This is a genomic window from Marinobacter sp. LV10R520-4 (assembly GCF_002563815.1).
Lineage (GTDB): Bacteria > Pseudomonadota > Gammaproteobacteria > Pseudomonadales > Oleiphilaceae > Marinobacter.
Genome location: NZ_PDJM01000001.1, coordinates 2,792,748 through 2,807,241, shown reverse-complemented (window position 1 = coordinate 2,807,241; position 14,494 = coordinate 2,792,748). Strand labels below are relative to the sequence as shown.

Sequence of the window (14,494 nt, the reverse complement as noted above, 5' to 3'; positions counted from 1 at the left end):
GTTCGTTATTGGTTCGATTGTTGTAGCATAGCTGTCTTTTACCGTTACCGGTCACGAGTGCCTTACCTATGTCATCGCAGTTATCACTACAGCAGACTTTTCTGGATCTTCAGAGCCAGCTAGAAACCCGTATTATTGGCCAAAAAACCCTGGTTAACCGCCTACTGATGGCTCTGCTGGCTGATGGCCATCTGCTGGTGGAAGGCGCACCGGGACTGGCGAAAACCACCGCCATCAAAACCTTGGCTGAATACATTGAAGGCGACTTTCATCGCATCCAGTTCACCCCTGACCTGTTGCCTTCCGATGTGACCGGCAGCGAGATCTATCGCGCAGAAACCGGTCTTTTCGAATTCCAGCGCGGCCCGGTGTTTCACAACCTGGTACTGGCCGATGAAATAAACCGCGCCCCGGCCAAGGTGCAATCGGCGCTATTGGAAGCCATGGGCGAACGCCAGGTCAGCGTGGGCATGAACACCTTCGCGCTGGAACCGCTGTTTCTGGTGATGGCGACGCAGAATCCGATAGAGCAGGAAGGCACTTACCCGCTGCCGGAAGCCCAACTCGACCGCTTTCTGATGCACGTGTTGATTGACTATCCGGACGCCAGCGCCGAGCGCAAGATTTTGCACTTGGCGCGCCGCGACTTTCGCCAGCCTGCGGCAACTGTCATCCGTCGGGTCAGTGCCAGCAAGGTGTTTGCAGCGCGCCAGCAAGTGGCCGACGTACACATGTCAGAGGCCGTTGAGGACTATTTATTGGCACTGGTGCTAGCCACTCGCAAGCCTGCAGAGCTAAGCCCGGAACTGGCGCGCTGGGCCAGTTTTGGCGCCAGCCCGCGTGGCACTATCGCACTGGACCGTTGCAGCCGCGCCCAGGCCTGGCTTGATGGGCGCGACTATGTAACCCCGGACGACATCCGCAATGTGGCCTTTGACGTGCTGCGCCACCGGGTGCTGCTAAACTTCGACGCCCAGGCTGAGGGCATCAGCACCGACGATTTTTTGCGGCGACTCTTAGAATGTCTGCCGGTAACGGCATAGTCCGCCCATGACTCACGGTAACGCATCCAATGTGTCGGTCTCTGCCGCGCACGCCAACACAGCGCACGACATCGCGTTGCCATTGACTGCGCTGGTAAAGCTGCAGGCAGAAGCCCATACGCTGCGGCTGCCCTCGGCAAAGGCCACCCGCAGCCGCCAGGCCGGTGCTTACGCGTCGCCGCAGCGGGGCCGCGGCATGGCGTTTGCTGAAGTGCGGCAATACCAGCCAGGGGACGACATTCGCGCCATTGACTGGCGAGTAACCGCAAGGCGGCAACAGGCCCACACAAAAATCTACGAAGAAGAACGGGAGCGGCCGGTTTTGCTGCTGTGTGATTTGAACCCGTCGCTGTTCTTCGCCAGCACCGGCGCCTACAAACAGGTGCGCGCCGCCCAAGCTGCCGCCATGCTGGCATGGGTTGCGCTTTTTGGCGGCGACCGGGTGGGCGGCCTGGTGTTCAACGGCCAGCTGTTAGCGCTCCAGCGCCCGGCACGACGCAAAACCTCGGTGCTGCGATTGCTCGACAACCTTGCCCGCCTACAACACCAGCCCGGTCATTTTCACCCCAACCCAGGCGCGCCGCTAGCACAACCGGGTTCGCTGGATAATGCGCTGGCCGAAGCCTGTCGCGTTGCGCGCACCGGCAGCCGGATTTTCATCATCAGTGACTTTATCCAGCTGAGCGAAAACAGCGCTGGCCTGCTGGGAAAGCTGGCCCAGCACAACAGCGTCAGCGCCGTTCAAATCAGTGATCCGTTGGAGCGGGCATTGCCCCCGCACGGCCAGTTTGCGGTGGCCAGCGCCGCCGGGCCGCTGTGGTTTGACGCCGGCGATAGCGCGTTTCGCCTGGCCTGGCAGCGGCGCATGAATCAACACCAGGAGCGGTTACAACATTGCCTGCGCGTGGCGGCAGTAAACAGCATTGATGTTTCTACTGGCGAACATCCGCGCCTGGCACTGCGTGCGCTGATGGCCGGCGGAGGCCGCCTGGGATGAACAGCCCTGACACCATCAATACCGCCAACATCGCCGCCAACAATGCCGCCGACGCGCTGCAACAGCTGCGCGATATTCATCTACCCGAAAGCTCAGGTTGGTGGCCGCCGGCCCCCGGCTGGTGGTTACTGGCCGCTGTGGGGTCAGTCTGCCTGGTGTTGGCCGTGCGCGGGTGGCGACACTGGCAGCGGCGTAACCGGCGCTGGCAAGCCGTGCAACGGGAACTGACGGCACTGCGGGCTCAATTGCAATCGCAGACGCAGACGCAAAATAGCCCCGCCTGGTTCAGCCAGCTTAACGCATTACTGAAGCGTGCGGCCCGTGACAGCTACCCACAGCAACCGGTCGCCGCCCTCAGCGGTAACGAGTGGGTTGCGTTTTTGCAACAAAGTAGCGATAACGCCGTTGAAGCAGAACTGGTTAATACTCTGGTGAACGCCTGCTGGCAGCCCCACAGCAGCTGCGACCCGCAGCAGGCATTGGCCTTTGCCGGGCGCTGGCTGCAAAACCATAAAAAACAACTGCGGGGTGCGCCATGACACTGGCTTATCCCTGGGTGCTGGTGCTGGCTTTGCTGCCGCTGGCCCTGTTTTGGCGGCGCCGCGAAGCCCGCCCGGTGCAGGCACCGGTATTGCCCCTGGGGCACTGGTTAGCCGGCATGCCCGGGGTTTCCACCCATAGCGCCAAAAACCCTTTATGGCTGCGTTTGCTGACACTGCTGGGCTGGTTGCTGTTGGTGCTGGCGTTGGCGCGACCGCAAGTGGTGGGCGATGCCCGGCAACTGCCGACAACCGGCCGCGATCTGATGCTGGTGGTAGACATTTCACCCAGCATGGACGAGCCGGATATGGTGCGCCAGGGCCGGCGTATTAACCGGTTACAAGCGGTAAAGCAGGTGCTGGCCGAGTTTATTGACCAGCGCCGGGGCGATCGCCTGGGTCTGATTCTGTTTGGCAGTCAGGCCTATGTGCAAGCACCCCTGACCTTTGACCGAACAACGGTAAATATTCTGCTGCAAGAAGCTGGCCTGGGCATGGCCGGGAACGCAACCGCCATTGGCGACGCCGTTGGGCTTGCGGTGAAGCGCCTGCGCGAGCGGCCCCTGGAGCAACGAGTTGCCATTGTGCTGACCGACGGCGCCAACACCGCCGGCGAAATAACCCCTGACAAAGCCAGTGAGCTGGCACAGGCCAGTGCTGTGCGGCTTTACACCATCGGCATTGGCGCCGGAGCGGATAGCGCCATAACCGGACTGCTGCAGCGCAATCCATCGCGGGATCTGGACGAAGCCCTGCTAACGCGCATGGCGCAGCAAACCGGCGGCCAATATTTTCGCGCCCGTAATCTGGCCGAGCTTTCCGGTATTTACGCCAGTATCAATCAGCTTGAACCGGCCGTTCAAGAAGGCCAGTTTTACCGACCGGTGCGCGAACATTATGTCTGGCCGGCGGCGCTGGCCATAATGCTATGGCTGTTTGCACTTTTGTTTCGCCGCTATCAAAAGCGACGCCAACAACCGCTTCGCCACGGCTCCGAAACAGAGAAACAGCCCTATGTCTGAGCTGATGATTTTGCAGTTACAGTGGCTGCGGCCCTGGTGGCTGTTGCTGTTGTTGGCCACACCACTGGTGTACTGGCTTGCCCGGCATCGCGGTGACGGAGACAGCGGCTGGTCGGCACTGATACCCCGGCATCTTCTGGCACCGCTGCTGCCAGAGCCAACACACAGTGCCGATGGCCAGCAAAAAGTGCGAAGAAGAATGCCACGGATCGCCAGCCCGCTGGCAGCCGTGCTGGCGTTTTCGCTGGTCAGCCTGTCCCTGGCCGGCCCGGTGTGGCGCCAGGCGCCAAGCCCCGCGGCGCCGCCCACTAGCAGCCTGGTGATTGTGCTGGACCTGTCACTGTCGATGCTGGCTACCGACGTGCAGCCCAACCGACTGACCCTGGCCAAACGCAAAATTCGCGACATTCTTGCCGCGCGCCAAGGCAGCCTTACAGCTCTGGTGGTTTACGCCGCAGATGCTCACAGCGTAACGCCCTTAAGTGACGACAGCGCCACGACCGAATCCATGCTCGCCGTTCTGGACCCGCTGATGATGCCGGCCGCAGGCAACCGCGCCGATCTGGCCGTGGGCAAAGCCATGGAGCTGCTCGACCGCGGAGCACCGGGCAACGGCCGTATTTTGTTAATCACAGACGACGTGCAGCCCCGTTACCGCCAGGCTATTACCGAGCTGTTAGCGGGCAGCCGTTTCCAACTCGACACCCTCACTGTTGGTACCCGCGCCGGTGGCCCGATCCCCCTGGCCGAGCGCGGTTTTATACGCGACGGCGACCGCATTGTGATCAGTCAGGCAGCGCCCCGGGCATTGGCCGAGCTGGCGGGCGCCAATGGCGGCAGAAGCGCGACCCTGACGCTGGATGGCCGTGACCTGAGCGAGCTGGCAGTCAGTGGCTTAAACGGGGCTTTCACCAAAGCCGATACAGCACAGCTTGATCCTGCAAAAACACGCCAACAGTCACAGTGGCAGGAAGACGGCTACTGGCTACTTTGGCTGGCGCTCCCCTTGTTGCTGCTGATCTGGCGCCGCGGCGCTTTAGCATTGTTCGCCCTGGCCTTGCTGCCTACCCTGCCGCAGCCTGCGCAAGCCTTTAGCTGGGGCGAGCTGTGGCAGCGTGAAGATCAGCGCGCACCAGCGCTGATCGAGCAGAACCCAAAGCAGGCCGCAGAGAAGTTGCAAGCGCCCGAATGGCAAGGCACAGCGCTCTATCGCAACGGCGAGTTCGAGGCCGCCGGTGAGCGCTTCGCCGAAGCGCCCGGAGCCGACGGCGCCTACAACCGGGGTAACGCCTTAGCCCAAGCGGGCAAGCTGGAGCAGGCCATTGCCGCCTACGACCAGGCACTCACCCTACAGCCCCAACACCCGGACGCCCTTGCCAACCGAGCCTTGGTTGCCGACTTGCTCCAGCAACAGAAACAACAACAGGAGCAGCAGCAAGAACAAGGTCAACAGCAAGATCCGTCATCCGAGCAGAATTCGGGCTCTGACAGCCAGGACGGGCAGCCACAGAACAGCGAAAATCCCGAGAATGCAGAGAACTCCGAAGATTCCGGGAGCTCCAAGAGTCCGGAAAAAGGTGAAAACGGGCGCGATCAGCAATCTGACAACAACGGCGATAGCTCAGAGCTCGATGCCGAACTTGATAAAAAATCAGGGAACGAGCCCGAGAGTGGGCCCGAGAATGAGCTCGAGAGTGAGCCTGGCCCGGAACAGGCCCCGGCAGATACCCGTGAAGCACCGCTGAGCCAGAGCCAAGAGCAGTATTTAAGGCGGGTGCCAGACGACCCTGGCGGTCTATTGCAGCAGAAATTCCTTCAGCAATACCGGCAACGGCAGACACCAGCAGACAGAGGCGATACGCCATGGTAGAGCAACACAGTAACTTCTCGACGCCGTTGCGGCGGCACGATTATGGCGGTTACAGGGATTACCGGGGCTTTGGTCGGCTCTTCATCATCACCTTTTGCCTGCTGGCATTACCGGCGTGGGCTCAAAACCCAACTGCAGATGCGCGGAAGAGCTTTATAGAGCTCTCCACCGACAAAGCCGAACTTTATGTGCAGGAGCAGCTGCTGCTAACGGTACAACTGTACTTTAACAATGAGCTCATCCGCGGCGAACTGTCGGAACCGGTCAGCAATAACGCGGTGATTGAATCCTTGGGCCCACAACAGGAATACGCACGGGTGCGGGGCGATCAACGCTACCGTATGATTGAGCGCCGTTACGCGGTTTACCCACAAACCCCTGGCCGGCTCAGTTTGGCGCCTGTCGAATTTGAAGGCAGCTTTCGCGGCGCCAACGGCCGCTTGCAGATCCTGCGCAGCAGCGAACAACTGTTTGACCTGCCGGTGAAAGACATACCGCCGCAATTCAGTGGCAGCGTCTGGCTGCCCGCAACGGGGCTAACACTGGAAGAAAGTGGGCTGCCCAGCGATAACCGCGTCACCAGAGGTGCAAATCTGACCCGCCAGCTAACCCTGCGCGCCAACGGCTTGCCAGGTGCCACGCTGCCGCCCTTTCCGGCTCAGACAGTGCCCGGGCTGCGCAGTTATCCAGAGCCTGCCAAACGCGCCACCGACATCAGCGCCGACGGCCTGATGTCTATGCTGCAACAGGCCAGCGCTCTGGTGCCGGTGCAAGCCGGCGAGCTGCGCCTGCCCGAGGTGCGCGTTCCCTGGTGGGATACCGCAAGCGATTCAGAAAAAGTCGCGATTATTCCCGAGCGCGTATTGGTGGTTGCGCCTGGTGCAGGCATTAATACTCAGGCCCAAGCTCCGGCGGTCGCCGCCATCGATGAAAATCTGAATAACGCCGCTAGCGATCCAGATCCAGGATCGGATACAAGCAGTCAGAACACCACCGGCGGCGGTGCTTTCTGGCCCTGGCTGGCGTTGTTTATGGCTGTTGGCTGGAGTATTACGGCGGGTTTTTTCTGGCGCGCAAGGCGATCGCGTTATCCGGCTAACAAGGCAACCGAAAGCAACGCCGGCGAAGGCGATTCAGAGCTTTATAGGGAACTGCTGGCCGCTGCCGGCAACAACAACCCGGATACACCGCGGCTGTTGCTACGCTGGATGAATCTTCAGTATCCGGACAAGGGATTTCAGAGCTGGCGTCAGGTGGCGGAATTCTGTCACTTGCCGCCCCTCACTGACGCTCTGGCCAAGCTTGAACAAAGGCGTTATAGCATAGAGCAACCGTTGGAAGACGAGGTGTCGAATAACCCGGCGCAGCTGCAACAGGCAATTCGTGAGCTAATTCGCAGGCCTGCCGGCCAAACGGTAACCAGTGGTCTATCGCCACTGTACCCGCCTGCCATTGACGCATCGCAGCAGTAGCGCCGTTCAGATATAGGCCATTTGCAAGCCACCGCGGTAGCGAAAGCGTATGCGGCGCTACCGCGGCAAGGCCATGTTCATTCAATCAATAGACTATCAATCACCAGCGTCAGAGGCGAATGCTCTCCAGAAGCTACCGTGGCCGGAGTTGCCAAACTGCCCTGCCAGTCGCCGGCGCTGGCCATAACACTGCTACTGGGACTGAGGCGCGCCGTGACCATCACTGTTTCAACCGAGGAAATCGTATTCTGCGGAGACATGGCCATGGAGTCGTCCAGGCGGATTTCCAGCGGCATGTCAGCAGCTGTGAAGCGCGCAACCGCCAGCGGTGCCCCGCTGTTGACGTTGGCCTGGCGGGCAAACACGAACAGCGTGGTATCCGCAGGCACGTCGTTCCAGAAAGCTTCGTCCAGGCTAACGCTTACGGTGACACCTGGGCCATCACTCGCCACGGCCTGAGCCGATTGCTGAACAGGAGCCTGAGTTGATGCCAGGAAACTCTCAGGTGGTGTTTCGCCCAAGCGGTTATAGGCTTCGGTAATGCCACCCTCAATAGAATCGCGCTGCGGGTGGTCTGGCGCTACCTGAACAATACGCTGCCAGAAGCCAATCGCTTCGCGGTAGTTTTCCTGGCCAAAGGCGCTGATGCCCAGCAGGCCAAGGGCATTAACCTCGTTTGGGTCAAGCTCCAACGCGCTGGAAATCACCTGCTGCACTTCTGCGTTCATGGCACCCTGGTATTGAAAAAACATCGCCTGGCCTGCCAGGCCCAAAGCCATGGCGCGGGACGGGTCGTCACCGCCGGCACGTTCTACGCTTTGCTCCAACCGCTGAAACACCTGTGCCGCCTGAGGGTATTTTTCCATGCGCATATAGGTCTGCCCCAGCATGGCCCAGCCGTCGGGGTTGTCCGGGCTGGCTTCTAGCTTGGCCTGCAACTGCGCCGCCAGCGACGCCATCTGTTGCTCCCGATCGGCGTCATCGCCGCCGCCCAGCTGTTCCATGGTGATGAACTGCTCTACCTGATCCATAGCACCCCAGCGCTCATACAGCATAAGGGTCAAAGCGGGAATCGCCAGAATGGACACCAGCGCCACCGCCATGCCGGTTTTGCGGCCAGGGGTTGAGGCGGCAGGCGTTTCGTTTTCAGGAATGTCATCGAGCATGGAACCGCCAAGCTCGGTTTTTAGCTGTTGGTAGTTGTCTTGATCAAGCACGCCGGCCTCGTATTCGGCGTCTAGCTCCTGCATGCGCGAACGGTAAGCCAGCAGATTCTGATTACGCTGGTTTACCTGTTGGCTCCGGCCGGAGCGGTGAAACAAAACCGGATACAGCACAAAGGCCAATGCCAGCACAATTAATAAAGCTGCGGCAATCCAAAACATATTGCTCATGAAAATCCCGTTACCGATGAGAGAAAATCGTTAAATGTGATTGCGGTTTGTTCTGGGCGTTACACCTGTGAGTCCGATTTGCCGCTGTGCCCGTCCATAATCTTCTCCACTCGCGCGCGTTCCTCGGCGCTCAGTTCGCTGTCAATCTGGTTGTTGCGGCGCGAACGCAAAACAATACCGCCTACAATCAAAAGGCCGCCAAGCACTGAAATGGCCGGTGTCGCCCACAACAACAGGGTGCGCTTTTCTACCAAGGGCTTGTAGCGGATAAACTCGCCAAACCGTCCCACCAGCGAATCCATGATTTCTACGTCGCTGGAGCCGTCTGTCATCATCCGAAAGACTTCGTCACGCATGTCTTCGGAAATTGGCGAGTTGGAGTCGGCAATATTCTGGTTCTGGCACTTGGGGCAGCGCAGCTCGGCGATCATGGTCTGGTAACGTTGCTGTTTTTCCTCAGTGTCAAAACTATAAACGTCGCGCACCACCGCCTGTGCCGGCAGCGCCAGAACAATCAGCAGGGCTGCCAACCACGCCGGTGCAAAGCGGCTGAATAGCCTGGAAATCGCCATCAGTACTGGCCTCCCGCCTGGTTCAAAATGGGCCTTAGTGTCTCTTCCCACACCTGCTTGTTCACCACGCCCACGTGGCGATGCAGCACCGTGCCGTCAGCACCAATTACAAAGGTTTCCGGAGCGCCGTACACGCCCAGATCAAAACCCAGGCTGCCTTTGGGGTCATAAATACTGGTGCTGTAGGGGTCGCCCAGGCGCTCTAGCCATGCTTTGGCCTCGGCACGCTGGTCTTTGTAGTTCAGCCCCACAATGGGCACGCCTTCATTCTTGGCCAGCCACATCAAATCAGCATGCTCGTCACGACACGCCGGGCACCAGGTACCCCACACATTTAACAGACTGGGCTCACCCTGGAACACCTGCTGGCTGACTTGCACCTCTGGCCGGTGCAGGTCTTCAAGAGCGAACTCCGGCATGGTTTTACCCACCAGGGCCGATTCCAGCTTTGTCGGGTCTTTACCGATGCCGGAAAACAGCAACACACCTAAAACCAGAGCCACCAGCAACGGCAAAAACAACAGAACCCGTTTCATCAAGACCGAGCCTCCGACGTCATTGCCGATTTTGTAACAGAGGTCATCGCCGGGTTCGCGACAAGGGAGCCACTGTCGGCAGGTTTGGCTTTTGGCTCGGTTACCCGCTCTCGAATGCGATAGCGCTTGTCACTAACCGCCAGGAAGCCGCCAAGCGCCGTTATGAAAGCCCCCAGCCACAACCAGCGAATCAGAGGTTTGTACTGCAGGCGAATGGCCCAGGCGTTGTCTGAGATGCGCTCACCAATAGCGACAAAAATGTCGCGGGTAAAGCCCGCATCTATGTCTGCTTCGGTCATCACGCTCATGCCCACCGAATACTGGCGTTTTTCCGGGTGCAATTCAGCCACTTTACGGCCGTCCAACAACACGTCAAAACCTCCGTACTGGGCGGTAAAGTTCGCATCCTGGCGCTGGCCAATGTCGGTAAACACAAACTGATAGTCACCCACGGTGGCAACATCGCCCAGCTCCATACGAACGTCGCGCTCAATGCCGTAATTAGATACCACCGTTGCGCCTGCGATGATCATCGCCAGGCCCAGATGCCCCAGCACCATACCGTAATAGCTGCGCGACTGCCGCTTGAGCCCATGCATCCGGCCCTTACGTGAGTTCGACTTGTCCCACAGGTCCCAGCACGTGGCCACAGCCACCCACACCGCGGTGAAAATGCCAAGAAAAGCCATAATCTTGAACTCGCCGTAACCGACAATCGCCGCAGCGCTGATCAGAATGCTGAGGGCCAGCGGCCACAGCAGTTTGCGTGCCAACCAACCAGCGTCGGTTTTCTTCCAGCGCGAAAAAACACCAACACCCATTAACAGCCCGGCGGCGATGGCCAGCGGAGCAAAGGTCAAATTGAAAAACGGCTCGCCAATAGACAACTTGCCCATATCCAGTGAGTCCAGCACCAGCGGATAAAGCGTGCCCACCGCCACCAGCAAGGTAGCCGACACCAGCATGACGTTATTCAGCAGCAGGAAAATTTCCCGCGACATGGAACCGTAACGGGCGCGCACGTGCACAGTGGGTGCACGAACCGCGTACAGAATCAGGCTGCCAATCACCGTGATGGCCAACAAAACCAGCAGGAAGGTGCCGCGCTCGGGGTCCGAGGCGAAAGCATGCACCGAGGTCAGTACTCCAGACCGCACCAGGAAGGTGCCAAGCAGGCTCAAGGCAAAGGTCACAATGGCCAGCAAAACGGTCCAGCTTTTGAACACTCCGCGTTTTTCCGTCACCGCCAGCGAGTGAATCAGTGCAGTACCCGACAACCAGGGTAGCAGCGACGCGTTCTCGACCGGATCCCAGAACCACCAGCCGCCCCAGCCAAGCTCGTAATAGGCCCACCAACTGCCCAAAGCAATGCCGATGGTCAGGAAAGCCCAGGCAACAGTGGTCCAGGGCCGCGACCAACGCGCCCAGGCGGCGTCCAAGCGACCGTTAATCAGTGCCGCAATGGCAAAGGCAAAAGCCACTGAAAAGCCCACATAGCCCATGTACAGCATAGGCGGGTGAATAATCAGGCCAAAATCCTGCAACAAAGGGTTCAGGTCGGCGCCATCTGCGGGAATGTTGGGCAGTATTCGCTCAAACGGATTTGAGGTCATAACGATGAACAGTAAAAAACCCACGCACACCATACCCAGCACAGACAACACCTGGGACACCATCACCGTGGGCAGGCGCTGGGAAAATACCGCTACCGCCAGGGTCCAACCCGCCAGCATCAGAATCCACAGCAGAAGAGAACCTTCGTGGCCGCCCCAAACCGCACTGAATTTGTAATACCAGGGCAACAGACTATTGCTGTTGTTGGCGACATAAGCCACCGAGAAGTCATCTATCATAAAAGCGTAGGTCAGAATACCAAAGGCCACGGCGACAAATACAAACATGCCTGCCGTTAGCGGCCGGGCAAACGCCTGCAAGCTATCGCGGCCGGTGACCGAACCCACCAAGGGCACCACTGACAGCAAAATCGCCAACAGCAGCGCCAGAATGAGTGCAAACTGTCCGAGTTCCGGATACATCATATTTTCCATACTCCACATATTTGCCATACACCACACACTTGCCACACACCCCTGCGTATCGGGCGTTTAACGGGCATCAGTTGGTCAGGGTTTTGGTAGCTTCAGACGCGATGTCGCGGCTTTCGGAGGCTTTTGCCAGAGCGTCAGCCACTTCCGGTGGCATGTAGTTTTCATCGTGTTTGGCCAGTACCTGGTCGGCCACAAACACGCCTTCGCTGTTTAATCTACCCATGGCCACAATACCCTGCCCTTCGGCAAACAGGTCGGGCAGGATACCCACGTACTCAACGGTGACGGATTCAGTAAAGTCAGTCACCTTGAATGCCACTTTCAGGCTTTCCGTATCGCGCAGCACAGAACCTTCTTCCACCATGCCACCGGCGCGAATGCGCACATCCGCCGGTGCTTCTCCCGCGGCGATCTGGGTAGGATCATAAAACAGATTGATATTCTGGCGCAGGGCGTAGGTGGTCAAGCCTACCGCCACGGCAAGGCCGGCCAGCAGGAACAGCACAATGGTCAAACGTTTTTTACGGATCGGGTGCATGGTTTTTCAGCCACTCAGTCTTGGGAAACATCAACACGGGTGAAGCTGGCCGCTGCCGCCGGCGCCGTGTCCGAATCTGGTTTTGGCGCCCGCGACGAGCGGGAACCGGCGTGCTGACGGCAGCTTTTCAGTACCGCATTGCGGCGCCGATAAGAACCCACCATCAGCACCGCCATCAACACAAAAAATACACCGTAACTAGCCCATACATAGGGGCCATGGCCTTCCATTGTCAAAAATGCACCGAAGGAGTCAAACGCCATTATCTGACACCTCCATTCACATGAAACAGATCCTGTACCCAGCGGGTGCGCTGTTCACGTATCAGAATTTCCGTCTGCATACGCAGACACGCCAGCCAGCCAAACAATAGATACAGGCCAATGACCGACAACAGCAGCGGCACCCACATTTCCGCCGGCATGCTGGGTTTCTCTGTCAGCTTGAAGGTGGCCGGCTGATGCAGAGTATTCCACCAATCCACAGAATATTTGATAATCGGAATGTTCACCACGCCCACCAGCACCAATATGGCCACGGCGCGGGCGGCCGATTTTTCATCATTAATGGCGCGGTCAAGAGCGATCACCCCACCATACAGAAACAACAGGATCAGCATCGATGTCAGCCGCGCATCCCAGATCCACCAGGTGCCCCAAGTGGGCTTGCCCCAAACCGCGCCAGTAAAAAGCGATATAAAGGTGAGCACCAGGCCCACCGGCGCTGCGGCTTTGACAAACACATCGGCCAGCTTCATGCGCCACACCAGTGTAACCACCGCGGCCGAGGCCATTATGATGTAAACCGACTGGGCCAAAAACGCCGACGGCACATGAATAAAAATAATGCGATAGCTGTTGCCCTGCAGGTAGTCCTTAGGCGCAAACGCCAGGCCCCACACCAAACCAGCGCCGAGACACAGCAATCCAAATACCAGCAACCAGGGCATTAGCCGGGTGGCAATCCCGTAAAACCATTTTGGTGATCCCAGCTTGTGAAAAAATTGCCACATCAGTTAAATACCTTGCCTCTGTTTGAATCGATTTGTCAGCTGTTTGACAGGCTGACTTTCAGCGCCGCTGCGCTGGCAAAAGGCGCCAGAGTCAAAGCCAGCACCAGAAACGCGCCCAGCAACGCCAGATAGGCGCCAACCGGGGCACCTTCGGCGGCGGCGGCAACAGTGCCGGTACCGAAAATCAGCACCGGAATGTACAAAGGAATAATCAACAGGGACAAGAGTACACCCGCTGATCGCAAACCCAGAGTTAACGCCGCACCAATCGCACCGATCAAACTAAGAACAGGTGTTCCGATTAGCAGCGTTAGACACAAAATAGCGATAGAGTTCCCGTCCAGATGCACCATTACACCCAAAACCGGCGTTAACAACACCAGCGGCAATCCGGTTAGCACCCAGTGCGCCATGGTTTTGGCCAACACCAGCAAGAACAGCGGCTGTGGCTGCAGCACCAACTGCTCCAGTGTGCCGTCGTCAAAATCGTGACGAAACAGATGATCCAGTGACAAGAGCACCGACAACAGTGCCGCCACCCACAGAATGCCGGCCCCGGCTTCCTGCAAAAATGAGATTTCCGGGCTCACGCCCAGCGGAAACAGGGTGACCACCATCATGAAAAACAACAAGGGGTTGAGCAAATCCTGACGCTGGCGAAAAGCCACTTTCATATCGCGAGCGAACACCGCTTTCATGGCATCAATGGAACCAACGGCCTGATCCAGAGGTTTAATCATCATAACCAACAGCCCCCGGTGTGAGTACCAGTCGCTTCGTACCGGCAATCTGTACGTTGTGATGGGTGGTAAACACCACGGCTCCGCCCTCAGCGGCGCGCTCTTGCAGCAGGTTTTCGATAGCCGCCACGCCACTGGCATCAATGGCGGTGAATACCTCGTCTAGTAGCCACAGGGGTTCGTCCGCAACCAACAGGCGCGCCAGCGCCACCCGCCGCTGCTGACCGGCTGACAAGTGCCGGCACGGCACCTGCTCGTAGCCCGCCAGACCGGTCCTGGCAAGCGCCTGCAACAGGGCTTTGTCGCCCATCGGGCGGCGACCGGCCATCAGCGCTCGCAAGTTTTCCAGCGGCGACAGCAACGGCTTTATGCCCGGCCGGTGGCCCAGATATAGCACATTGCGTAGAAACGACTCGCGCACGCGGGAACGCGGCTCGCCGCACCACAACAACTGGCCAGCCCAGGCATCGCTAAGGCCTGCCAATATACGTAGCAGGGTGGTTTTACCAGAGCCGTTGGCACCCTCGACACGGGTCACGGTTGCGGGCAGTATGGAAAACGATAAATCACGGAACAGTTCCCGCCCGTCGCGTTCACACTGTAAATTGATCGCCTGTAGCAGCGGTTCAGACATCCGGGCCCCGGTTCCGTATCGATGCAGCGCAGGCTGGCATCGTGTGTATTCAATATTGGCGCGGCACATTATAGCGA

At 58.7% G+C, this 14,494-nt stretch carries 15 protein-coding genes; 6 read left to right on the top strand and 9 right to left on the bottom strand.

Annotated elements, in window-relative coordinates:
* Positions 1-68 precede the first annotated feature (68 nt).
* From ATG98_RS13745 to ATG98_RS13720, 6 genes are read left to right on the top strand one after another with little or no spacing between them, the layout of a single operon-like run.
* Positions 69-1,043, top strand: coding sequence for an AAA family ATPase (locus tag ATG98_RS13745; RefSeq protein WP_098417756.1), 975 nt, complete (start codon positions 69-71; stop codon positions 1,041-1,043).
* A 7-nt stretch (positions 1,044-1,050) separates the two neighbouring features.
* Positions 1,051-2,040 carry a DUF58 domain-containing protein gene (locus ATG98_RS13740; RefSeq protein WP_098417755.1) on the top strand — a complete coding sequence of 330 codons (990 nt, stop codon included), beginning with the start codon at positions 1,051-1,053 and terminating at the stop codon, positions 2,038-2,040.
* Complete coding sequence (locus ATG98_RS13735; protein WP_098423477.1) at positions 2,037-2,579, top strand: DUF4381 domain-containing protein; 543 nt, start codon at positions 2,037-2,039, stop codon at positions 2,577-2,579. Before ATG98_RS13740 ends, ATG98_RS13735 begins: the two co-directional genes overlap by 4 nt.
* Positions 2,576-3,601: a vWA domain-containing protein gene (locus tag ATG98_RS13730; RefSeq protein ID WP_098423475.1), complete on the top strand. Its 1,026-nt coding sequence runs from the start codon at positions 2,576-2,578 to the stop codon at positions 3,599-3,601. Before ATG98_RS13735 ends, ATG98_RS13730 begins: the two co-directional genes overlap by 4 nt.
* Complete coding sequence (locus ATG98_RS13725; protein ID WP_098417752.1) at positions 3,594-5,471, top strand: VWA domain-containing protein; 1,878 nt, start codon at positions 3,594-3,596, stop codon at positions 5,469-5,471. Before ATG98_RS13730 ends, ATG98_RS13725 begins: the two co-directional genes overlap by 8 nt.
* A complete protein-coding gene (locus tag ATG98_RS13720) occupies positions 5,465-6,943 on the top strand; it encodes a BatD family protein (protein WP_098423473.1) in 1,479 nt (492 codons plus the stop codon). Before ATG98_RS13725 ends, ATG98_RS13720 begins: the two co-directional genes overlap by 7 nt.
* Positions 6,944-7,020: 77 nt before the next feature.
* Here the strand turns inward: ATG98_RS13720 and ccmI are convergent, their stop codons facing one another.
* From ccmI to ccmA, 9 genes are all read right to left on the bottom strand, one after another.
* On the bottom strand, positions 7,021-8,337 hold the full coding sequence (gene ccmI / locus ATG98_RS13715) for a c-type cytochrome biogenesis protein CcmI (protein ID WP_098423471.1): 1,317 nt from the start codon (positions 8,335-8,337) through the stop codon (positions 7,021-7,023).
* A 59-nt stretch (positions 8,338-8,396) separates the two neighbouring features.
* Positions 8,397-8,909: a cytochrome c-type biogenesis protein gene (locus ATG98_RS13710; protein WP_098423469.1), complete on the bottom strand. Its 513-nt coding sequence runs from the start codon at positions 8,907-8,909 to the stop codon at positions 8,397-8,399.
* Positions 8,909-9,445, bottom strand: coding sequence for a DsbE family thiol:disulfide interchange protein (locus ATG98_RS13705; protein WP_098417748.1), 537 nt, complete (start codon positions 9,443-9,445; stop codon positions 8,909-8,911). Before ATG98_RS13705 ends, ATG98_RS13710 begins: the two co-directional genes overlap by 1 nt.
* Positions 9,445-11,481, bottom strand: coding sequence for a heme lyase CcmF/NrfE family subunit (locus ATG98_RS13700; protein WP_098423467.1), 2,037 nt, complete (start codon positions 11,479-11,481; stop codon positions 9,445-9,447). The genes ATG98_RS13705 and ATG98_RS13700 overlap by 1 nt, the downstream gene beginning before the upstream one ends.
* Positions 11,482-11,560: 79 nt before the next feature.
* Complete coding sequence (gene ccmE, locus ATG98_RS13695) at positions 11,561-12,031, bottom strand: cytochrome c maturation protein CcmE (protein ID WP_098417746.1); 471 nt, start codon at positions 12,029-12,031, stop codon at positions 11,561-11,563.
* Positions 12,032-12,045: 14 nt separating this feature from the next.
* The gene (ccmD, locus tag ATG98_RS13690; protein WP_098417745.1) at positions 12,046-12,294 is read right to left on the bottom strand and encodes a heme exporter protein CcmD; all 249 of its coding nucleotides are present in this window, start codon (positions 12,292-12,294) and stop codon (positions 12,046-12,048) included.
* On the bottom strand, positions 12,294-13,043 hold the full coding sequence (locus ATG98_RS13685) for a heme ABC transporter permease (RefSeq protein ID WP_098417744.1): 750 nt from the start codon (positions 13,041-13,043) through the stop codon (positions 12,294-12,296). The genes ccmD and ATG98_RS13685 overlap by 1 nt, the downstream gene beginning before the upstream one ends.
* A gap of 35 nt (positions 13,044-13,078) precedes the next feature.
* A complete protein-coding gene (gene ccmB / locus ATG98_RS13680) occupies positions 13,079-13,786 on the bottom strand; it encodes a heme exporter protein CcmB (protein ID WP_018402936.1) in 708 nt (235 codons plus the stop codon).
* Positions 13,776-14,417 carry a cytochrome c biogenesis heme-transporting ATPase CcmA gene (gene ccmA, locus ATG98_RS13675; protein WP_098417743.1) on the bottom strand — a complete coding sequence of 214 codons (642 nt, stop codon included), beginning with the start codon at positions 14,415-14,417 and terminating at the stop codon, positions 13,776-13,778. Before ccmA ends, ccmB begins: the two co-directional genes overlap by 11 nt.
* Positions 14,418-14,494: the final 77 nt, after the last annotated feature.